Annotated in this window: 18 protein-coding genes and 1 pseudogene; 10 read left to right on the top strand and 9 right to left on the bottom strand. The window is 72.1% G+C overall.

All coding sequences use genetic code 11. The features are described from left to right. Positions 1 to 1019, top strand: a 1019-nt coding sequence (locus ABD211_RS17675; protein WP_344132655.1) for an aminotransferase class I/II-fold pyridoxal phosphate-dependent enzyme, incomplete at its 5' end; no start/stop codon positions are given. A 75-nt stretch (positions 1020 to 1094) separates the two neighbouring features. Here ABD211_RS17675 and ABD211_RS17680 read toward each other — a convergent pair. From ABD211_RS17680 to ABD211_RS17690, 3 genes are read right to left on the bottom strand one after another with little or no spacing between them, the layout of a single operon-like run. Next, positions 1095 to 1553, bottom strand: coding sequence for a response regulator (locus ABD211_RS17680; protein WP_344132658.1), 459 nt, complete (start codon positions 1551 to 1553; stop codon positions 1095 to 1097). After that, positions 1550 to 3181 (bottom strand): sensor histidine kinase, encoded by a 1632-nt coding sequence (locus ABD211_RS17685; RefSeq protein ID WP_344132662.1) that lies wholly within the window; start codon positions 3179 to 3181, stop codon positions 1550 to 1552. Before ABD211_RS17685 ends, ABD211_RS17680 begins: the two co-directional genes overlap by 4 nt. Further along, positions 3178 to 4419, bottom strand: a complete 1242-nt coding sequence (locus tag ABD211_RS17690; RefSeq protein ID WP_344132665.1) for a PP2C family protein-serine/threonine phosphatase — start codon at positions 4417 to 4419, stop codon at positions 3178 to 3180. The genes ABD211_RS17685 and ABD211_RS17690 overlap by 4 nt, the downstream gene beginning before the upstream one ends. A 158-nt stretch (positions 4420 to 4577) precedes the next feature. Here ABD211_RS17690 and ABD211_RS17695 point away from each other — a divergent pair, with 158 nt between their 5' ends. The 7 genes from ABD211_RS17695 to rny all read left to right on the top strand — a co-directional run bounded on the left by ABD211_RS17695 (position 4578) and on the right by rny (position 12492). Beyond that, positions 4578 to 6044 carry a GH1 family beta-glucosidase gene (locus tag ABD211_RS17695; RefSeq protein WP_344132668.1) on the top strand — a complete coding sequence of 489 codons (1467 nt, stop codon included), beginning with the start codon at positions 4578 to 4580 and terminating at the stop codon, positions 6042 to 6044. Between the two features lie 54 nt (positions 6045 to 6098). Beyond that, positions 6099 to 6434 (top strand): hypothetical protein, encoded by a 336-nt coding sequence (locus tag ABD211_RS17700; protein ID WP_344132670.1) that lies wholly within the window; start codon positions 6099 to 6101, stop codon positions 6432 to 6434. A 24-nt stretch (positions 6435 to 6458) separates the two neighbouring features. After that, entirely contained in the window at positions 6459 to 7763 is a 1305-nt protein-coding gene (locus ABD211_RS17705; RefSeq protein ID WP_425560445.1) for an MFS transporter, read from the top strand. After that, entirely contained in the window at positions 7750 to 7950 is a 201-nt protein-coding gene (locus ABD211_RS17710) for a DUF3046 domain-containing protein (protein WP_344132677.1), read from the top strand. The genes ABD211_RS17705 and ABD211_RS17710 overlap by 14 nt, the downstream gene beginning before the upstream one ends. A gap of 170 nt (positions 7951 to 8120) precedes the next feature. Continuing rightward, positions 8121 to 9164 (top strand): recombinase RecA, encoded by a 1044-nt coding sequence (gene recA, locus ABD211_RS17715; RefSeq protein ID WP_344132679.1) that lies wholly within the window; start codon positions 8121 to 8123, stop codon positions 9162 to 9164. Positions 9165 to 9181: 17 nt separating this feature from the next. Further along, the gene (locus ABD211_RS17720) at positions 9182 to 9925 is read left to right on the top strand and encodes a regulatory protein RecX (RefSeq protein ID WP_344132681.1); all 744 of its coding nucleotides are present in this window, start codon (positions 9182 to 9184) and stop codon (positions 9923 to 9925) included. Between the two features lie 791 nt (positions 9926 to 10716). Then, positions 10717 to 12492: a ribonuclease Y gene (gene rny, locus ABD211_RS17725; RefSeq protein ID WP_344132685.1), complete on the top strand. Its 1776-nt coding sequence runs from the start codon at positions 10717 to 10719 to the stop codon at positions 12490 to 12492. On the opposite strand, the gene ABD211_RS17730 is transcribed toward rny, so the two are convergent. From ABD211_RS17730 to ABD211_RS17750, 5 genes are all read right to left on the bottom strand, one after another. Then, a complete protein-coding gene (locus tag ABD211_RS17730; protein ID WP_344132688.1) occupies positions 12489 to 13283 on the bottom strand; it encodes an amino acid ABC transporter permease in 795 nt (264 codons plus the stop codon). The two genes, rny and ABD211_RS17730, sit on opposite strands and share 4 nt — an antisense overlap. Beyond that, positions 13280 to 13936 (bottom strand): amino acid ABC transporter permease, encoded by a 657-nt coding sequence (locus ABD211_RS17735; RefSeq protein WP_344132691.1) that lies wholly within the window; start codon positions 13934 to 13936, stop codon positions 13280 to 13282. The genes ABD211_RS17730 and ABD211_RS17735 overlap by 4 nt, the downstream gene beginning before the upstream one ends. 62 nt (positions 13937 to 13998) lie before the next feature. After that, positions 13999 to 14931, bottom strand: a complete 933-nt coding sequence (locus ABD211_RS17740) for a glutamate ABC transporter substrate-binding protein (protein WP_344132694.1) — start codon at positions 14929 to 14931, stop codon at positions 13999 to 14001. A 51-nt stretch (positions 14932 to 14982) separates the two neighbouring features. Then, on the bottom strand, positions 14983 to 15735 hold the full coding sequence (locus tag ABD211_RS17745) for an amino acid ABC transporter ATP-binding protein (protein ID WP_344132698.1): 753 nt from the start codon (positions 15733 to 15735) through the stop codon (positions 14983 to 14985). A gap of 128 nt (positions 15736 to 15863) precedes the next feature. Then, positions 15864 to 16097 carry a DUF2277 domain-containing protein gene (locus ABD211_RS17750; RefSeq protein ID WP_344132701.1) on the bottom strand — a complete coding sequence of 78 codons (234 nt, stop codon included), beginning with the start codon at positions 16095 to 16097 and terminating at the stop codon, positions 15864 to 15866. 38 nt (positions 16098 to 16135) lie between these two features. Between ABD211_RS17750 and miaB the strand changes: the two genes are divergently transcribed. Both miaB and ABD211_RS34030 read left to right on the top strand, forming a co-directional pair. Continuing rightward, positions 16136 to 17626 (top strand): tRNA (N6-isopentenyl adenosine(37)-C2)-methylthiotransferase MiaB, encoded by a 1491-nt coding sequence (gene miaB, locus ABD211_RS17755; RefSeq protein ID WP_344132704.1) that lies wholly within the window; start codon positions 16136 to 16138, stop codon positions 17624 to 17626. Between the two features lie 253 nt (positions 17627 to 17879). Next, positions 17880 to 18288 (top strand): annotated as a pseudogene (locus ABD211_RS34030) (DUF7737 domain-containing protein). On the opposite strand, the gene ABD211_RS17765 reads toward ABD211_RS34030, so the two are convergent. Continuing rightward, positions 18281 to 21055 (bottom strand): AfsR/SARP family transcriptional regulator, encoded by a 2775-nt coding sequence (locus ABD211_RS17765; RefSeq protein ID WP_344132710.1) that lies wholly within the window; start codon positions 21053 to 21055, stop codon positions 18281 to 18283. The pseudogene ABD211_RS34030 and the gene ABD211_RS17765 overlap by 8 nt on opposite strands. Positions 21056 to 21158 lie beyond the last annotated feature (103 nt).

Consider the following 21158-nt stretch of genomic DNA (forward strand, 5'->3'; position numbering starts at 1 on the left):
TCCGGGCCGCCGCCCTGCGGCGCGTCGCGGCGGCCGGCGTGCGGCCCGGCAACTACTCCGACGGCGGGCCGCTGCCCGAGCTTGTCGACCTCGCGGCCGGCCGGCTCGCGGCGGAGGGCCTCCCCGTGTCGCGGGCGGCCCTGACGGTCACCTCCGGCGCGCTCGACGCGATCGAGCGGGTGCTCGGCGCCCACCTGCGCCCCGGCGACCGGGTCGGTGTCGAGGACCCCGGTTGGGCCAACCTCATCGACCTCGTGGCCGCGCTCGGCCTGGTCGGGGTGCCGGTGCTGGTCGACGCCGAGGGGCCGACCGTCGCCGGCGTGACCGCCGCCCTCGACGCGGGCACCGCGGCGCTGATCGTCACCGCCCGGGCGCAGAACCCCACCGGCGGCGCCGTCTCGCCGGCGCGCGCGGCGGCGTTGCGTCCCCTGCTCGCGGCCCGTTCGGACCTGCTCGTCATGGAGGACGACCACGCCGGCGAACTCGACGACCTGCCGCTCGCACCGCTGGCCGCGGCCGGCGCGCGCTGGGCGTTCGTCCAGTCGGTCGCCAAGGCGTACGGGCCGGACCTGCGCCTGGCGGTCGTCGCCGGCGACGAGGCGACTGTGGCGCGCGTCGAGGGCCGGCTGCGCCTGGGCGCCGGCTGGGTCTCCACGCTGCTGCAACGCGTCGTGGTCGACCTGTGGCGCGACCCCGAGGTCGCCCGGTGCGTGGCGGCGGCCGGGCCGGCCTACGCGGGTCGCCGCGACGGGCTGGTGTTGGCGCTCGCCGAGCGTGGCGCGGTCGCGAGCGCCCGGTCGGGCTTCAACGTGTGGGTGCCGACGGCCGATGAGGCCGCGGCGGTCACCGCGCTCCGCGACGCCGGCTGGGCGGTCGCCCCCGGTTCCCGCTTCCGCCTGGCCAGCCCGCCCGGCGTCCGCATCAGCACGAGCGCCCTGCCCGAAGCCGACGCCCCCGCCCTGGCGGACGCCGTCGCGGGCGTGCTGACAACCGCCCCCCATCCCCTCCTGAGCCGCTGACACCGCCAGCAATGGTCGCCGCAGTTTCGGAAATGTCGCCCGCGGCGTGCGGCGGCGCGCTCGTATCCCGGGACGTCAGCCGTTGAGGCGCGGGGGGAGGCGGACGACGCTGACGAAGAAGTCGTCGATCTGGCGGACGACCGAGATGAACTGCTCGAAGTCGACCGGCTTGGTGACGTACGCGTTGGCGTGCAGGGAGTAGCTGCGCAGGATGTCCTCGTCCGCCGCCGAGGTGGTCAGCACGACGACGGGGATGCGGCGCAGGTCCTCGTCCGCCTTGATGTCGGCGAGCACCTCGCGGCCGTCGCGGCGGGGGAGGTTGAGGTCGAGCAGGATGAGGTCGGGGCGCACAGCGTCCGTGTACTCGCCCTCCCGGCGGAGGTAGGCCAGGGCCTCGGCGCCGTCGGAGACGACCGTGAGCCGGTTGTTGACCTTGTGCTCCTCGAACGCCTCGCGGGTCATCAGCACGTCGCCCGGGTCGTCCTCGACGAGGAGTACCTCGATCGGGGTCACGCGCGCGGTCGGCAGCGTCATGCGGTGGTCTCCTCGAGATCTGGTGCGACGGGCGCCGGCTCGACCGCGGGGGTGGCCCCGATCACCGGCAGGGTGAAGCGGATGGTCGTGCCCGTGCCCTCGGACGGCACCACCCAGATGCGGCCACCATGGTATTCCACGATCTTCTTGGCGATGGCCAGGCCGATGCCGGTCCCGGGGTAGGCCTCCCGGCCGTGCAGCCGTTGGAAGATCACGAAGACCTTCTCCGCGAACTCCGGCTCGATGCCGATGCCGTTGTCGGCGCAGCTGACCTCCCACTCGTCGCCGACCCGCGCGACGCTGACGTGGACGGTGACCGGCGCCTCGGGCTGGCGGAACTTCAGCGAGTTGCTCACGAGGTTGGCCAGCAGGTTCACCAGCAGCCGTTCCTCGCCGAGCACGACCGGCAGGTCGGGGTCCCAGGTCAGGGCGGCCTTCGCGGCGGTGCGGGCCGGCTCGGTCTGGGCGGCCACCTCGGTCATCACCGATTCGAGCGCGACCTCGGCGAAGCCGGTCGTGTTGCGCCCGATGCGGGAGAAGGCCAGCAGGTCGTTGATGAGGCGCTGCATGCGTTGCGCCCCGTTGACGGCGAACGCGATGTACTGGTCCGCGCGCTCGTCGAGCTGCCCGGCGTAGCGGCGCTGCAGGAGCTGGCAGAAGCTGGCCACCTTGCGCAGCGGCTCCTGCAGGTCGTGCGAGGCGACGTAGGCGAACTGTTCCAGATCGCGGTTGGACCGTTCCAGCTCGGTGGCCTGCGCCTCCAGCCGTCGGTTGGTCGCCTCGATGACCTCGCGGGCCGTCTCCACCTCGGCGAGGTCGGTGGCGATGCGCGCGCGCATGCGGTCCACGTCGCGGGCGAGCCGGGCCAGCTCGGGTGGGCCGGGGCTTCCGATCTGCAGGTCGTAGTCGCCGGTGGCGACTGTGCGGACCTGTGCGGCGAGGTCGCTGACGGGCCGGATCACCAGCCGTTGCAGCAGCATGACCATGCCGATGCCGCCGAGCAGGACGACCCCGGCGGCGACGAAGAGCACCCACACCAGGCGGGTGCTGTAGCCCTTCACGGCGTCCGCGCTGTTGTTGCGGATCTCCAGGATGCTGTCCTGCAGCACGGCGACGGCGGTCCGGACGTCGTCGAACGACCGGGGCGCCCGCTGGTTGAGGAACTGCTGGGCCGCCGTCGCGTCCTCGTCGCGGACGAGGGCGATGGCCGGCTCGGCGACGTCGCGCCGCCAGGTGTCGGCCAGGTCGGTGACGACCGCGAGCTGCTGCCTGATCGTCGCGGTGGCGGCCGGGTTCGCCATCATCGCGTCCGTGATCGCGCGCTGGTTGGCCTGGCCCTTGGCGTAGGGCTCCAGGTCGACCGCCCCGCCGCGCAGCACGTACCCCCGCATGCCTGTCTCCTGGTCGAGCAGGGACTGCATGAGGTCGTCGGAGCCGGTGCGCAGCGGCCCGACGCTGTCGAGCAGCGTGTCGAGCTCACTGCGGGTGGACAGCGCCGTGGTGGCCGCGCCGCCCGCGAGGATCAGGACGATCGCCACGAGAAGGCCGGCGAGGGCCGCGACCCGGGTGCGCAGCGACCAGTCGCCGGTGCGGAAGCGGCGGCCCAGGCGCGCGACGGCGTCGGTCACCGGTCACCGTCGCGGCTGGTCACCAGCAGTGTGGCCACGTCGTCGACGAGCGGCCCGCCGTTGTGCTCCTCGGCGCGCCCCACCAGCCAGGCCGGCAGCTCGGCCAGCGGGACCGCGCGGGCCTCCGGCTGCTCCAGCAGGGCGCAGAGCCGTTCGACGCCCAGGCGCTCGCCGCCGTCGCCGTACCGGCCCTCGATGAGCCCGTCGGTGTACATGAGCAAGGACCAGTCCTCCGAGTCCAGGTCGACGTGCGCGGTCGGACGGATAGCACCGGGTAGGACGCCGAGCACGGTGCCGAACGCGGCCGGCAGGGGGCGGCACCGGCCGTTCGTGATGAGCAGCGGCGGGGGGTGCCCGGCCAACCGTACCGCGATCCGGGACTGGGCCAGATCGACCGTGACGGTCGCGACGGTCGCGAAGATCTCCTCGGCCGAGCGCTCGGTGACGAGCACCTGCTCGACGGCGGCGAGCACGCTGTCCTCCGGGACGCCGGCGAGGGTGAGGGCGCGCCAGGCGACGCGGAGCATGACGCCGAGCGCGGCCTCGTCGATGTCGTGCCCCGCCACGTCGCCGACCATCAGGTCGATCCGGTCGTGGCCGGTCTGGACGACGTCGTAGAAGTCGCCACCGAGCGTCGCGCTGTGCCGGCCGGGGCGGTAGAACATGTGCAGGCCGATGGCGTCGTTCGTCTTGACCGGCTGGGGCAGCAGGCCGCGTTCGAGCCGGGCCGACTCCTGCTGACGCATCTCGATCTCGCGCAGCCGCAGGGCGTTCTCGTCGAGGCGCTTGCGGGAGACGGCGTAGTGCAGGGCCCGGGACAGTCCGGCCCCGTCGACCTGACCCTTGATCAGGTAGTCCTCGGCGCCGCGCGCGACGGCCTCCATGCCCAGGGCCTCGTCGCCGAGGCCGGTGAGGACGCAGACGGCAGTGCGGTCGGCCACGGTGAGCAGTTGCTCGAGGGCGGCCAGGCCCTGCGCGTCGGGCAGGCCCAGGTCCAGCAGGACGCAGTCGACGTCGTGCAGCAGGCGGCGTGCCTGCGCGATGGTGGTCGCCTGGATGACGTCGATCGGGGCGTTCGCGACCGCCAGTTCGTCCTGCACGATCATCGCGTCCTGCTCGTCGTCCTCGACCAGGAGCACGCGTAGCCGTTGGGGGGACCGGACCGTGGCGCGGTCGTCGTTGACGGGGGACCGCGCGGGAACCGGCACGGGTGCGTGCCCGTTCATCTGCGTGGCCATCTGCGTTCTTCGTTCCTTCCGGTCGGTCGCGCTCGCTCGGCGAAGGTCTACCACATCACGTCGGTGGTAGACAGCTGAAGCGATCGTAGCCGCGCCGGAACCCGGCGACCCGTTCGTGACTCGGCATCGTGATCGCCCTACCCACATAAGGAGAAACCATGACATCTCCGGCATACAGGCGCTTGTCGCGCCGCGCGCTGCTGCGCGGGGCCGCTGTCGCGGCGGCCGCCTCGGTCGGGGGTGCCGCGCTGGGGGCGTGCGACGCCGACCCGCCGTCCCAGCCGCTGCCGACCGCCACCGGGCCGCTCGGGCTGACCTTCCCGGACACGTTCGTGTTCGGCGCGGCCACCTCGGCGTACCAGATCGAGGGCGCGGCGGCCGAGGACGGCCGAGGTCCGTCCATCTGGGACACGTTCAGCCACGCGGGCGGCAACGTGCGCAACAACGACAACGGGGACGTAGCGGCTGATCACTACCATCGTTGGGCGGAGGACCTCGATCTGGTCAAGTCCCTGGGCCTCGGCTCCTACCGGTTCTCCATCTCGTGGTCGCGGGTGCTGCCCACCGGCGCCGGCGCGGTCAACCAGAAGGGCCTCGACTTCTACAAGCGCCTCGTCGACGGCCTGCGCGAGCGGGGCATCGCGCCGATGGCGACGATGTTCCACTGGGACCTGCCCCAGGCGCTGCAGGACCGCGGGGGCTGGGAGAACCGCGACTGCGCCGGCTGGTTCGCCGACTACGCCGAGGTCCTCTACGGCGCCCTCGGCGACCGGGTGCCCACCTGGTTGACGCTCAACGAGCCCAAGACGGTCGTGCAGGTCGGCTACCGGTACGGCGTCCACGCCCCCGGCAAGCAGGACGCCCGGGCGTCCCTGGTGGTGGCGCACCACCTGCTGCTGGCGCACGGGCTGGCCGTGCAGGCGTACCGGGCCTCGGGCGACAAGGGCCGCATCGGGCCGGCGCTCAACCTCTCCCCGGCGTACCCGGCCACCGACAGCGATTCCGCGCGGCGGGCGGCGCTGCTGGCCGACGGCGTGGAGAACCGCCTCTACCTCGACCCGATCCTCAAGGGCGGCTACCCGGGCGACATCGTGGAGCAGTGGGCGCCGGACGAGCCCGTGCGCGCCGCGATCCGCGCCGAGGACCTGAAGGTCATCAGCTCGCCGGTCGACCTGCTCGCCGTGCAGTACTACAACCCGATCTACGTCACGTCCTCCGGCGACCAGGCGCAGGTGAAGCCCACGTCGGTGGCGAGCTGGCAGCAGATCCACCCGGACGGCCTGTTCGACATACTCACCCGGATCAAGCGGGACTACGGTGACATCCCGCTCACCATCACCGAGAACGGCATCCCCGTCGACGACGTCCCGGACGCCGACGGAAAGATCAACGACACGCCGCGCATCGCCTTCCTGCGCGATCACCTCGCGGCCGCGCTCCGTGCGGTCCAATCGGGGGTACGCCTGGAGAGCTACCACGTGTGGTCGTTGCTGGACAACTTCGAGTGGGCCGAGGGCTACGCCCAGCGCTGGGGTATCACCTACGTCGACTACCGGACCCAGAAGCGCACCCCGAAGGCCAGCGCCGAGTGGTACCGCACGGTGGCCACGACCCGCCGCCTCTGACCACCGTCCACCGCCGGCTTGGCAACAGGCGTCCGTTGCGACAGACTGCGCGTCATGGATGAACGTGGCGAGCCGGACATGGCGACGCGCGTCGATCGGTTCGCCGAGGATTCCTACGACGATTCCTTCGACGACTCCTACGGTGAGTCCGTTGACGACTACCCGGCCGACGGCCACGGCATCGACCGGGACGACATCATCTTCCTGGTCTTCGCGCTGCTCTCGGGCGGACTGCTGGCGCTCTACTACGCGCCGCTCGGGCTCGTCACGTTCCTGGTGTTCGCCGTCGCCGCCTGGGTGCGCCGCCGCCACGCCGTCGCCCGGTGGACCCTCACCCTCGTCGCGATCCTGGGCGTGCTGGGCGTCCTCGCCCTCACCATGACGTCATAGCCTGGGCGTAGTCTCCTCGTCGTGCTGATCACCGAGGAGTCCGTTCCGTCCACTGTGGTGGATAGCCGACGCCTGGCGCGGGTGCAGCGCCGCACGCTCGGGTTGCTGTCCGCCACCCAGATCGTCGGCGGCGTCGGCGTCGCGACGGGCATCACGGTCGGCGCGCTGCTCGCCGCACGGTTGGGCGGCACCGCCGTCTCCGGGTTCGGGCAGAGCGCCTTCGTCGTCGGCAGCGCGCTGCTCGCCCTGCCCGTCGCCCGCCTGATGCGCGCCCGCGGCCGCCGGCCGGGCCTGCTGCTGGCGTACGTGGCCGGCACGGTCGGCGCGGTCCTCGTCGTCGCCGCGGCCGCCCGCTCCTCGCTGCCCCTGCTGTTCCTCGGCCTGTTCCTGTTCGGCGGCGGCTCGACCGCAAACCTGCAGGTCCGCTACTCCGCCATGGACCTCGCGCCGGCCGACCGGCGCGGCCGGCACCTGTCGATCGTGGTCTGGGCCAGCACGGTCGGCGCGGTCGCGGGGCCCAACCTCGCGCCCTGGGCGGACGAGGTGGGCCGCGACCACGGCGCGGCCGGGCTCGCCGGTCCGTTCGGGCTCAGCGTGGTCGCCTTCGCCGTGGCCGGGCTGCTCGTGTGGGCGCTGCTGCGACCGGATCCGCTGGCACTGGCGCGTGCTGTCGCCCGTACTCCGGAAAATGAGCGGACGGTGAGCGCGCCGCGGCGCGGGTTCGGTGCGGCCCTGCGCGAGGTGGCCGCGGCGCCGCGGGCCCGGCTGGGGCTCGCGGCCGTGACCGTCGGGCACACCGTGATGATCGCGGTGATGACGATGACACCGGTGCGCATCGGCGAGCAGGCGCACGGCGACGTGCTGCGCATCGTGGGGATCGTGCTCAGCGTGCACATCGCCGGCATGTACGGGATATCGCTGATCACCGGGTGGCTCACCGACCGGATCGGGCGGATCGCGGTGATCCTGGGCGGGGTGGGGTTGCAGCTGGCCGCGTGCGCGGTGGCGGGCACCGCGGGGCACGACCCCGTGCTCCTCGGCATCGGCCTCACCCTGCTGGGAATGGGTTGGTCCGGCACGATGGTGGCTGGTTCGACCCTGTTGTCCGAGTCGGTCGGCGACGACAACCGGCCGGCCGTGCAGGGCGTGTCCGATCTGATCATGGGGATGTCCGGGGCGCTCGCGGGGGCGCTGTCCGGGCTGGTGCTGACCTGGTCGTCGTACCCGACGCTCACGCTGCTCGCCGCACTCCTGCTGGTGCCGCTGCTGGCGGCCGCCGTACGGTTGCTGCGTGTTCACGAGGGGGCGATGAGCGGTGCGACTGACTGACTTCTGGGCGCGGTTGGAAGAGGCGTTCGGCGTGGGGTACGCGGCGAGTCTCGCCAGTGACCAGGTGCTGCCCCAGCTCGGTGGGCGCACCATCCGGCAGGCCCTGGCCGCCGGCACGGACACCGTGGTCGTGTGGCGCGCCGTGGTGGCCGCCTACCCCGACCGGATCCCGACCCGGCTGCACTGAGTTTCCGCGCGCGTCGGCTTGCGTCGTACACGTGTACGGGTATTGTCCACAGGGTGCGTGCCCGTCCACAGATCAGCTGACGGCTGCTGATTCTGTCGGACCCGCCGCATAACGTGTCCCGCGTGACGACGAAGAAGACTACGAAGACCGCGAACTCAGGGGTGGCAGACATGGCTGGTGTGCCTGACCGCGAGAAGGCGCTCACGCTCGCCCTCGCGCAGATCGACAAACAGTTCGGCAAGGGGTCCGTGATGCGGCTCGGGGAGCGCCCCGTGACCCAGATGTCCGTGATCCCCACCGGCTCCATCGCGCTCGACGTGGCGCTCGGCGTGGGCGGCTACCCGCGCGGCCGCATCGTCGAGATCTACGGTCCGGAGTCCTCCGGCAAGACCACGGTGTCGCTGCACGCGATCGCCAACGCCCAGCGGGCCGGCGGCATCGCGGCGTTCATCGACGCCGAGCACGCCCTCGACCCGGAGTACGCGCGGGCGTTGGGCGTCGACACCGACGCGCTCCTGGTCTCCCAGCCCGACACGGGCGAGCAGGCCCTCGAGATCGCCGACATGCTGGTGCGCTCCGGCGCCATCGACCTCATCGTCATCGACTCGGTCGCCGCGCTCGTGCCGCGCGCCGAGATCGAGGGCGAGATGGGCGACAGCCACGTCGGCCTGCAGGCCCGCCTCATGTCCCAGGCGCTGCGCAAGATGACCGGCGCGCTCAACAGCACCGGCACCACGGCCATCTTCATCAACCAGCTCCGCGAGAAGATCGGCGTCATGTTCGGCAGCCCCGAGACCACGACGGGTGGCCGCGCGCTGAAGTTCTACTCGTCGGTGCGCCTCGACGTGCGCCGCATCGAGAGCCTCAAGGACGGCACCGACGCGGTCGGCAACCGCACCAAGGTCAAGGTCGTCAAGAACAAGGTCGCCTCGCCGTTCAAGCAGGCCGAGTTCGACATCATGTACGGCAAGGGCATCTCCCGCGAGGGCTCCCTCATCGACGTGGGCGTCGAGCAGGCCATCATCCGCAAGTCCGGCGCTTGGTACACGTACGAGGGCGACCAGCTGGGGCAGGGCAAGGAGAACGCCCGCAACTTCCTCAAGGAGAACCCGGACGTCGCCGCCGAGATCGAGAAGAAGATCCTGGAGAAGCTCGGCGTGGGCACCAGCCCGTCCGACGCCGCCGGCCCGGCCCTGCCGCCGGTCGACTTCTGATCCGGACGGTCACCGTCGTGCCACCCCGACGACGCGGCGCGCGCACGGGGCGGGGCTGGGATGCCGCCCCGCCCCGTGCCGCCGCCGGCTCGTTCCCGTCCGGTCGGCGCCGGGCCTCCCGCCCCGCGCCGACGGGCGCGGATACACCGGACGCCCTGGACGATGCCCGGTCGCCACGTCCGTCCGGCGCCGACGCGACCAGCGAGGAGCGTGAACGCACGCCCGCCGAGTGGGCGGAGCGGGCGCGCGAGATCTGCCTGCGCCAGCTGTCCGTGCGCCCGCGCACGCACGCCGAGCTGGCGACCGCGTTGCGCGCGCGCGGCGTGCCGGACGACATCGCCGACGAGGTCCTGGAGCGCTACCGCGACGTCGGCATGGTCGACGACGAGGCGTTCGCCCGCGCCTGGGTGAACAGCCGGCACTCCGGCCGTGGCCTGGCCCGCCGGGCCCTCGGCAGCGAACTGCGCCGCAAGGGCGTCGACAACGCCGCGATCAGCGAGGCGCTCGCCGACCTCGACGACGACACCGAGGCCCGCACCGCCCGCGACCTGGTCGACCGCAGGCTCCGCACCGAACGCGGCGCCCCCGATGCCGCCTTCCGCCGCCTCGTCGGCATGCTCGCCCGCAAGGGCTACCCACCCGGTCTGGCCGTGCGCGTCGTCAAGCAGGCCATGGCCGACCGCGAACAGACAGCCACCTTCGCCGACGAGGTCGACGCGGACGCCCTCACGGCGGCCCTGGAAGCCACCGACCCCGACTGACGCGCCCTCGGCCGCCACCCGTAGCCGCACCACGCTGCCCGCCCCGCCAGATGCGCACATCTGGCGGGGCGCCACGTCTGGCGCTCCGCCGCACGCGCACGTTCTGCGAGGCGCGACCTGCCCCGCCAGCTGTGCGGACGAACGGGTAGGCAAGCCGCAGGTGCGCATCGTGCGGACGCCCTGCGCGCACGCCACCCTGCGGCTTCCGGCGGCCGGACTTGCCACGAGGTGGGACGGTGGGCGAATTGTCGTTCCGTGCGGGAGTGCGCGTTTCCGACGGGTCGTTAGAGTTCACCCGCAGGTGGGAACAGTTACGACCCGTGGATGCGGTACGGACGCGACGTACGTCCCGACTAGTGCCGGATCATGGGTCCTTGACCGGAGCGGCATCTGGCGCCTAGCCTCGCGTTACCGGGAGTCAGACACCACCGCGGAACAACCGCACAACATAGATCGCGTAACAAAATAACATCAATAGGAGCCGCATCGCAGGCGGCGCGGGGTTGGCGTTACTTCCCGCTGCCGGGGCGATACGGAAGGTGAGTGCACCGCTGCGCACGGCACGGCGACGCCGGGCGCCCGGACCGACCGGGGGACACCCCCACCGGCGGTCGACGCCGCGACCCAGGGTTCCGACCAGTTCGGACACCGCACACGGGTGACGCGGCACGGACGCGGACGCTCGCAGTACCAGTCGTCCCCGAAGCACAGCACCGCGGTGGCCGTAGGACTCCCGATCCAACATGGCGCGTCGTTCGAACCGGGCGGCGGGCACGGGAGGGGAGGCGACGGTGGCTCCGCTGGAGATCGTGCTCACGTTCGCGGTTGTGGCGCTCGCGGTTCTGGTCATCGCCGGTGGCGCGCTGGTTATGCGCGTGCTGCGGCGACTCGACGCCGGCGCCGCCGCGCCAACGGCCACCACCGCCGGCAGGAGCGAAGCGGACGAGCGGGCGCGTCAGCGCGCCGACGACGCGATCCGCCAGGCGGAGAAGGCGCGACGGACCGCCGACGACGCGCTGACCGAGACGGCCGCGGCGAAGGCTGAGGCGGCCGCGGCCCGCACCGAGGCAGCCGCCGCGCGCACGGAGGCCCAGCGCATCCTGGCCGCCGCCCGTACGGAGGCCGACGGGCTGCTGGAGCGGGCCCACAAGCAGGCCGACCACGATGCCGAGCAGGCCCGCGTGGCCGCCCGGCGGGCCGGTGAGCGCGAGGTCGCCAGCCTGACCGCCGTGGCCAGGGAGCAGGCCGCGGACGCCGAGCGCCGGCAGCGCCGGCTCGACGAGCGCGAACGTCTCCTGGCTGACGAGGCCGAGCGCCTCGCCGAGCGCGACCGCCGCTCCACCGCCCACGACGTCGACCTGGCCGACCGCGAGTCCGCGCTGGTCGTGCGGGAGGCCGAGCTGGCGACGGCGGAGGACACGTACAAGCGGGAACTGGAGCGCATCGGCGGGCTCTCCGTCGAGTCCGCCCGCACCGAGCTCATCGACTCGATCGAGGGTCAGGCCAAGCGCGACGCGGCGATCCTCGTCCGCGACATCGAGCACGACGCGCGGGCCACGGCCGAGCAGCGGGCCCGGCACATCGTCGTCGACGCCATCCAGCGGGTCGCCAGCGAGCAGACCGCCGAGAGCGTGGTCAGCGTGCTGCACCTGCCGACCGACGAGATGAAGGGCCGCATCATCGGCCGCGAGGGCCGCAACATCCGCGCCTTCGAGTCGGTCACCGGCGTCAACCTCATCATCGACGACACCCCCGAGGCGGTGCTGCTGTCGTGTTTTGATCCGGTCCGCCGCGAGGTGGGCCGGCTCACGCTGGAGAAGCTCGTCCTCGACGGCCGCATCCACCCGCACCGCATCGAGGAGGTCTACGAGGGCGCCCGGCACGAGGTGGAGCGGATGTGCGACCGGGCGGCCGAGGAGGCGCTCGTCGAGGTCGGCATCACCGACATGAACCCGGAGCTGATGACCCACCTGGGCCGGCTGCGCTACCGCACCAGCTACGGCCAGAACGTGCTCAAGCACCTGGTGGAGACCGCGCACATCGCCGGCATCATGGCCGCCGAGCTGCGGCTGGATCCGCAGCTCATCAAGCGGTGCGCGTTCCTGCACGACATCGGCAAGGCGCTCACCCACGAGGTGGAGGGCAGCCACGCCCTCATCGGCGCGGACCTGGCCCGCAAGTACGGCGAGGCCGACGAGGTCGTGCACGCGATCGAGGCGCACCACAACGAGGTCGCCCCGCAGACGCTGGAGGCGGTCCTGACGCAGGCGTCGGACGCGTGCTCGGGCGGTCGTCCCGGCGCCCGCCGGGAGAGCCTCGAGGCGTACGTGAAGCGGCTGGAGCGCATCGAGGAGATCGCCTCGGCCAAGCAGGGCGTGGAGAAGGTCTTCGCGATGCAGGCGGGCCGCGAGATCCGGGTCATGGTGCGCCCGGACGACGTGGACGACATCGGCGCCTCGGTGCTGGCCCGCGACGTGGCCAAGCAGATCGAGGAGGAGCTGACCTACCCCGGCCAGATCCGCGTCACCGTCGTGCGCGAGTCGCGTTCCAGCGAGGTCGCCCGCTAACGCAAACGTTTACGTAACCACCAGGCGAAGACCGACAATGCTCCGCAGATGCTGACGTAGATCGCACCGATCACCAGGTACGCAGGGACGTACGGCACGTCGAAGGCGAGCCGCCCGCCGATCTGCTTGCCGACCCACAACAGCTCCGGGTACGTGACGATGAAGCCGAGCGCGGTGTCCTTGAGCAGCACGACGAACTGACTGACCAGCGCCGGCAGCATCGCCCGGAACGCCTGCGGCAGCAGCACCAGCCGCAGGAGCTGGGCCTTGCGCAGCCCCAGGGAGGACGCCGCCTCGCTCTGCCCGCGCGGCACCGCGTTGATGCCGGCGCGCAGGATCTCGGCGAGCACGGCCCCGTTGTAGAGCGTCAGCCCCAGCACGAGCGCCCACAGCGTGTCGATGTGCCACCCGAACTGCAGCGGCACGTAGTACCCGAAAAAGATCAGAATCAGCAGCGGTACGGCGCGGAAGAACTCCACCACGGTCGTGGCCGGCGCGCGCAGCACGGCCCGGTCGGACAGCCGGCCCGCGGCCAGCAGCACCGCCAACAGCGAGGCCAGCACCGCCGCGAGGCCGGCCGCCTTGAGCGTGTTGCCCAGGCCGGCGAGAATCTCCCGCTGCACGGCCTCGTACTGGAACTGCTCCCACTTGATCGCCTCGAACTGACCGGTCTCCCAGAACCGGTAGACGATCCAGGCCACCAGCGCCGCGATCCCGGCCGTGGACAGCACGCCGATGACGGCGTTGCGCCGCCGCGCCCGCGGCCCCGGAAGATCGTAGAGAACGCTCATCGAACGACCCGCAGTCTGTTCTCCATGGACCGCTGCAGCAGCGCCAGCGGGACGATGATGACGAGGAAGCCGATCGTGATCCAGACCAGCACCGCGAACCGGTTCTCGCCGCGCTCGGACAGGTACTCCGGGATGGCGCCGGCCTCGAAGACCGAGAAGCCGGCCGCGATGGTCGTGTTCTTCAGCATGGCGATGAACACGCTGACCATCGGCGCCACCATGGCGCGCAGCGCCTGCGGCAGGACCACGTGCCCGAGCACCTGCCCGAAGCCCATGCCCAGCGCCCGGGCGGCCTCGGCCTGCCCGTTCGGCACGGTGTTGACGCCGGAGCGGACCACCTCGCAGACGAACGCCGCCGTGTAGACCGACAGCGCGACGAGCGCGCTCGGCAGGTAGTCGATGTTCACGCCGAGCTTCGGCACGGCGAACACCATGAACGCGAAGACCAGCGTCAGGGGCGTGTTGCGGATCAGGTTGACGTACGTCGCGCCGAAGGCGCGCAGCGCCGGGATGGGGGACACCCGCATCGCGCCCAGCAGCGTGCCCCCCACGAGGCTGGCCACGCCCGCGATGAGGAACAGGCGGATCGTGGCGCCGAAGCCGCGCGCGAAGTCGTGCCAGTTGTCGGTCAGCACCGCGAAGAACGTGCCCATGCCTCTCCCCACGTCGGGTGCGGCGCGGGCCTACCGGCCCGCGCCGCACCCCACCACGAAACTCAGTACCGCTCGAGCGGCGGCGCCGTCGCCGGCGAGCCCGACTTGCCCAGCGTCGCGTCGTAGATCTTCTGCCAGGTGCCGTCCTTGAAGGCGGCGTCGAGCGTGTCGTTGATGAAGTCGCGCAGCGCCTTGTCGTCGTGCGCCAGGCCGATGCCGTACTTCTCGGTGCTGAACGGCTTGCCGACCACCTTGAGCTTGTCGGGGCGCTGCGCCGCGTACCCCTTGAGGATCGCGTCGTCGGTGGTCACCGCGTCCGTCTTGCCGTCGAGCAGCTGGGACACACATTCGGAGTACGTCTTGAACTCCGAGATGTTCGCCGCGTCCGTGAGCTTCTCGTCGCGGACCCGCTGGATCGGCGTCGAGCCGGTCACCGAGCAGACCTTCTTGCCCTGCAGCGTCTCCTTGCCGGTGATGGCCGTGTCGTCCTTGCGGACGAGCAGGTCCTGCCCGGCGATGAAGTAGGGCCCCGCGAACGAGACGTCCGCCTTGCGCTTGTCGGTGATCGAGTACGTCCCGACGTAGTAGTCGATGCCGCCGCCCTTGATCTCGGTCTCCCGGTTGGCGGACGGGATCTCCTTGTACTCAATCTTGGACTCGTCGAAGCCCAGCTTGCTGGCCAGCAGGCGGGCGATCTCGATGTCGAAGCCGCACCGCTTGCCCTGGGTGTCCTTGTAGCCCAGGTTCGGCTGGTCGAACTTCACGCCGATCACGATCTTGCCCGCGGTCTTGGCCTTGTCGTACGTCGGGCTGCCCGTGATTGTCGGGGTCGCCGGGGTGTTGGTGAGGCCGGTGTCGACGCACGCGTCGCTCACGGGAGCCGCGCCCCCACCGCCCGGCGTGCTCGGCGTGGGGGTGCCCTCCTTGCCGCACGCGGCCGGGGCGATGGCCAGAGCGGCCAGTGCCACCACGGCCGCCACCTGCTTGATTCTCATTCACTCTCCCTCTCTCGATGGGCGCCCGGGGGACGGCCCAAGTCGATGCGGTCAGTGCGTCAAGATCTTGGAAAGGAAGTCGCGGGCCCGCTCGGTGCGCGGGTTGCCGAAGAACTCGGCGGGCGGCGCGTCCTCCAGGAGCTGGCCGTCGGCCATGAAGATCACCCGGTTGGCGGCGTGCCGGGCGAAGCCCATCTCGTGGGTGACCACGACCATCGTCATGCCCTCGGTCGCGAGGTCGGTCATGACCGCGAGCACCTCGCCGACCATCTCGGGGTCGAGCGCGCTCGTGGGCTCGTCGAAGAGCATGGCCTTGGGGCGCATGGCCAACGCCCGGGCGATCGCCGCCCGCTGCTGCTGGCCGCCCGACAGCGCGCCCGGCATCTTTTTCGCCTGGTCGGCGATGCCGACCCGGTCGAGCAGGGCCATGGCACGCTCGCGCGCGACGGCCGTCCTCTCCCCGCGGACCCGGATCGGACCCATGGTCACGTTGTCCAGGACCGTGCGGTGGGGGAACAGGTTGAACGACTGGAAGACCATGCCGACCTCGCTGCGCAGCCGCGCCAGCGAGCGGCCCTCGGCGGGCAGGGGCACGCCGTCGAAGCGGATCTCGCCGGAGTCGATGGGCTCCAGGCGGTTGATGGCCCGGCACAGCGTCGACTTGCCCGACCCGGACGGGCCGATGACGACGACCACCTCGCCACGCGCGACGGCGAGGTCCACGTCACGCAGCACGTGGAGCTGGCCGAAGTGCTTGTTGACGCCCGACATGAGGATGAGCGGCTCCGCCGCGCTGTCCGTCATTCGGCGCCCCCTCGTCGACCGTCCGGCTGGCTGCGATCAACTCTAAAGGTGCACATGCGACGGGCGCCGCACGCCGGCATCACAGTGTGATAACGCGCCCCAATTCACCCAGCCGGCTCACAGCGTACTCACCGGGTGGAAACGGATGGCGGGCGCGAACCCCGTACCTCCAGGTTTTCCAGCAGCTCGCGCGTCGCGGCCGTGACCGCGGCGACCGCCCTGTCGAAGGCCTCGGCGTTGTGGGCGGCCGGGCGGCGGAATCCGGAGATCTTTCGGACGTACTGCAGGGCGGCGGCCTCGATGTCATCGGCCGTGACATCCTCGGTGAACGGCTCGCGGAGGGTCTTGATGCTGCGGCACATGCACTGCTCCGATCGTCGCGGCTACCCTTACTACCGTCATGACTACCCCAGCTTCGGCGCCGCGTACATATGAGGTGCGCACCTACGGCTGCCAGATGAACGCGCACGACTCCGAGCGCATCTCCGGTCTCCTCGACGACGCCGGATATGTCCGGGTTGATGGTGGCACGCCCGACGTGGTCGTCTTCAACACCTGCGCCGTGCGCGAGAACGCCGACAACCGCCTCTACGGCAACCTCGGCCACCTGCGGCCGGTCAAGACCGCGAACCCCGGCATGCAGATCGCCGTCGGCGGCTGCCTGGCCCAGAAGGACCGCGGCGAGATCACCCGCAGGGCGCCCTGGGTCGACGTCGTGTTCGGCACGCACAACATCGGCTCGCTGCCCGCGCTGCTCGAGCGCGCCCGGCACAACGAGGAGGCCCAGGTCGAGATCCTGGAGTCGCTGGAGGTCTTCCCCTCGACCCTGCCGACCCGCCGCGAGTCCACCTACGCCGGCTGGGTGTCGATCTCCGTGGGCTGCAACAACACCTGCACGTTCTGCATCGTGCCGAGCCTGCGCGGGACGGAGAAGGACCGCCGCCCCGGCGACATCCTCGCCGAGGTCCGCGCGCTCGTCGACGCCGGCGCCCTCGAGGTCACCCTGCTCGGCCAGAACGTCAACTCGTACGGCGTGGAGTTCGGCGACCGGTACGCGTTCGGCAAGCTGCTGCGCGCCTGCGGCGAGATCGACGGCCTGGAGCGGGTCCGGTTCACCAGCCCGCACCCGAAGGACTTCACCGACGACGTGATCGCGGCGATGGCCGAGACGCCCAACGTCTGCCACAGCCTGCACATGCCGCTGCAGTCCGGCTCCGACACGGTGCTGAAGGCCATGCGCCGTTCCTACCGCCGCGAGCGCTACCTCGGCATCATCGACAAGGTCCGGGCCGCCATGCCCGACGCCGCGATCACCACGGACATCATCGTCGGCTTCCCCGGCGAGACCGAGGAGGACTTCCTCGGCACTCTTGAGACGGTCCGGGCCGCGCGCTTCTCCTCGGCCTTCACCTTCCAGTACTCGATCCGGCCCGGCACGCCGGCGGCGACCATGCCCGACCAGATCCCGAAGGCCGTGGTCCAGGACCGTTACGACCGCCTCATCGCGACCCTGGAGGACATCTCCTGGGACGAGAACAAGAAGCTGGTCGGGCAGACGGTCGAGGTTCTGGTCGCGGTCGGCGAGGGCCGCAAGGACGGGAGTACGGGCCGGCTGTCCGGCCGCGCCCGCGACGGCCGCCTCGTGCACTTCGCCGGCGACGCGTCCATGCGGCCCGGCGACATCGTGCACACCACGGTCACGTACGCCGCCCCGCACCACCTCAACGCCGACGGCCCCGTGCTGTCCCACCGGCACACCCGAGCCGGCGACGCGTGGGCGGCGCAGCAGGCGGCGCCGGCCCCGGCCGGCGTCCTGCTCGGTCTGCCCACGATCGGCACACCGCCTCCGGCGCCCGAGCCGGCGAGCGCCTGCGCCGCCCCGACGCCCTAGCCAGGGTCCGGTCGCGACGTCGCCGACGCCTGTTCGTTCGTGGTGGTCCCGGCGGCGTAGTGCCGGGACCGCCATGTCGCCGCCACGCGTCACTGAACGAATGCTGACATCGTGTGGAACCTGTGTCGCACTTTTCGCGCAACACGAGGTTTGACGCGACCTGCTACCTGTCCAGGCGCGCTCAGCGGACAGCGGTAGTTGGATCCCCGGCTCTTGTCGGTCGAGGTCCCTATAGTTCGCGGGCATCGCGACAGTGAGCTTCTTTCGAGGAGCGTCTGGCCCTGCGGGAGGTGATCCGCCGCCGCGTGTTCCAGGAGGTGGCCGAGCACAATGCGGGCGCGGCGCTGACCCTCCGCCCCGCCGCGACCTGCTCACCCGCCTCCTGCCGCGGTTGGCGATCGCCGACCGGGCGAGCGTCGACGGCAGGTTCCTCGTGGTCCGGGGCGACCTGCGCACGTACAGGATTCATCATGAGCCCCGACGACCAGTACCTGTGCGTCGTGCCGGAGCAGTCCAGCGATCTGACCGACAAGGGGCTGTTCCTGCCGTTCGAGGGGGACCGGGTGCTGGCCGTGATCCTCAGCAAGGCCCTGCTGCTCGCGAGGGACACGCAGATCACCGACCCGACCATCACCCAGCAGATCGGGCGGGTCGTCAGCTGACGCCGAGGTCCGTCAGCCGGCGGCGGACGTCGTCGGCTGACGGGTCGCCCAGGTCGTCGTAGATCTCCGCGGCGCGCCGCCAGGCCCGGGCGGCCGCCGCGCGGTCGTCGCGGGCCTCCTGCGCCTCGCCCAGCCGGACCAGGGTCTCCGCCTCGTGGTAGCGGTCGGCGGAGTCGCGGAACAGCGCGACCGACTGCTCGAAGCACCCGACCGCCCGGTCGTGGTCGCCGAGCCGGTGGTGGGCCAGGCCGAGGCTGTCCAGCGTCGCCGCCTGCCCGTTGCGGTCGTCGATCTCGCGCTGCTGGGCGAGCGCCTCGGTGCAGCTCGCGATGGCCTGCGGGTAGTCGCCGGCGATGACGCACAGGTACCCCACGGCGTTGAGGGCGCGACCCTCGCCCGGCCGGTTGCCGTCCAGCCGGTACAGCCGCAGGGTCTCGCGGGCATGCGCGAGCGCCTCGTCCAGCCGGCCGAGCACGAAGCACTGCTCGGTGTAGTTGTGCAGCGTCTGGGCCAGGCCGGACCGGTCGCCCAGTTCCTCGTACAGCGTGAGCGCCACCTGGAGGCGGTGCTCGGCCGTTTCGTGGTCGCCGAGCCGGGAGGCCGCGCGGGCGGCCAGGCGGTTCGCCATCGCCTGCGCGGCCACGTCGCCGGTCCGCTCCGCCGCGGCGAGGGCGACCTCCTGCGCCGTGAGCTGGTCCTGCCACAGGCCGTGCGGCGCGAGATACGTGGTCAACGCCCAGGCGAGCTGGCACGCGTACGGCTCGAAGCCGGTCTCGGCGGCCTGCCGCACCATCCGCAGCAGCACCTCGTGTTCGGCGGTGAACCAGGCCAGCGCCGCGTCGGCGTCGGCCGGCGGCGCGTGCACGTTGGTCGGCAACGCCGGCACCGGGGCGACGGCCGTCCACTGTGGCTGGAGGAACACGGCAGCCGGATACGCGCTGTGCAGGTAGTGGTCGACGAGCCGGTGCCGCGCGGCGTGCCGTTCGTCGGCCTGCTCCGCCGCGTGGGCCAGCTCGGCCGCGTACAGCCGCAGCAGGTCGTGGAAGGCGTACCGCCCCGGTAGCAGCTCGGTGAGCAGATGGACCCGGACCAGCTCGCGCAGCAACGGGACGACGGCCGACCGCGGCCGGCCGAGCAGCGCGGCGGCGGCGTCCGCGGTGAGGTCGGGCCCCGGGTGCAGGCCGAGCAGCCGGAACAGCTGGGCCGCGTCCGGGCTCAGCGCCCGGTGCGACCAGGAGAACACGCGCCGCACGTCGCCGTCGGCCAGCGCCTCCAGGCGCGCCTGCGCGGGCCGCAGTTCGGCGGCGACCGCGTCGCCCAGGAACGCCGGCCGGGTGGCCACCCGCGCGGCCACCATCGACAGCGCCAGCGGGAGTCGGCCGGTCGCCTCGATCATGTCGGCCACCGCCGCCGGCACGGCGGCGAGCCGGTCGGCGCCGAGCCGGTTGCGCAGTAGGCACAGCGACTCGTCGTCGGTCAGTACGTCCAGCGCCACCGGGTGGGCGCCCTCGGCCGCGACCAGGCTGTGGAGCTGGTCGCGGCTGGTCACGACGACGACGCAGCGCCCCGCGCCGGGCAGCAGCGGGCGCACCTGGTCGGCGTCGCGGGCGTTGTCGAGCACGATGAGCATCTCGCGGGCGGCCAGCAGGCCACGGTACAGCCCCATCCGGGCGTCGAGACTGGTCGGGACGCGGGCGAGCGGCACGTCGAGTGCCTCCAGGAACCCGGCCAGCGCGTCGGCGGGCGGGACCACGTCGCCGTCGTCGTACCCCCGGAGGTTGATGTAGAGCTGGCCGTCCGGGAACCCGGCGGCCGCCCGGTGGGCCCAGTGCACCGCCAGGGCCGTCTTGCCGACGCCGGCCATCCCGCTCACGGCCGAGATGACCACGGTGGTCGGCCCGCCGGTGCGGGTGGCGACGGCCGCGTCGAGCCGCGCCAGCTCGGCGGCCCGCCCGATGAACCCCGGTACGGCCAGCGGAAGCTGTTCCGGGGGTCGGGTGGCGACGGTGCTGCCGGCGGCGGGCCGCTGGTGCAGGATGTCGTCGTGCAGGCGCGTCAGCTCCGGCCCGGGGTCCATCCCGGTCCGCTCCGCGATCACCTGCCGGGCCTGCTGGAACGCCGCCAGCGCGCCGGCCACGTCGCCGCTGCGGTAGAGGGCGACCAGCAGGTGCGCCCACGCCCGCTGGCGCAGCGGCTGCCGGTCGAGCAGGTCGCGCAGCCGGGGGATGACGTCGGCCGGCCCGCCGACCGCCAGCCGCGCCTCGGCGTAGTCCTCCTCCGTCAGGAGCCGCCGTTCCTCCACCTGGGACACCTGACGCACGAGCGCCCGGGGGAGCGTCAGCCCGGCCAGCGCGGGCCCGCGCCACAGGGCCAGTGCCCCGGCCAGGTCGGCCTCGGCGCGCTGCGGGTCGCCGGCCGCCAGGGCCTCGCGCCCGCGGGTGGCCAGGGCGTCGAACCGGTCCAGGTCCCGTTCGTCCGGCCCGACCCGCAGCAGATAGCCGCCGCCCGCGGTGACGATCCGGCGCTCGCCCTCGCCGCAGCCGAGTGCGCGGCGCAGCCCGCGTACGTAGGTGCGCACGTTCGCGGCGGACGACGCGGGCGGCTGGTCGCCCCACAGCATCGACTCGAGCTCCCCGGCGGTGATGATCTCGCCCGGCCGGAGCGCCAGGGCCGCCAGCACGATCTGCTGCTTGGCCGAGCCCAACGCGACCGGTCGACCATCGCCGGACACCGCCAGAGGGCCCAGCAGGTCGAACCGGAGCAGCATCGATTCCTCTGTGCGCGGACGTGTACGCCGATTGTACGCGGCATGTACGAGCGTCAACGTACGGTCACGCCGATCATGCCGTCATGTACGGAGGAGAAGAGAA

The organism is Luedemannella flava, assembly GCF_039528515.1.
GTDB classification, from domain to species: Bacteria; Actinomycetota; Actinomycetes; order Mycobacteriales; family Micromonosporaceae; genus Luedemannella; species Luedemannella flava.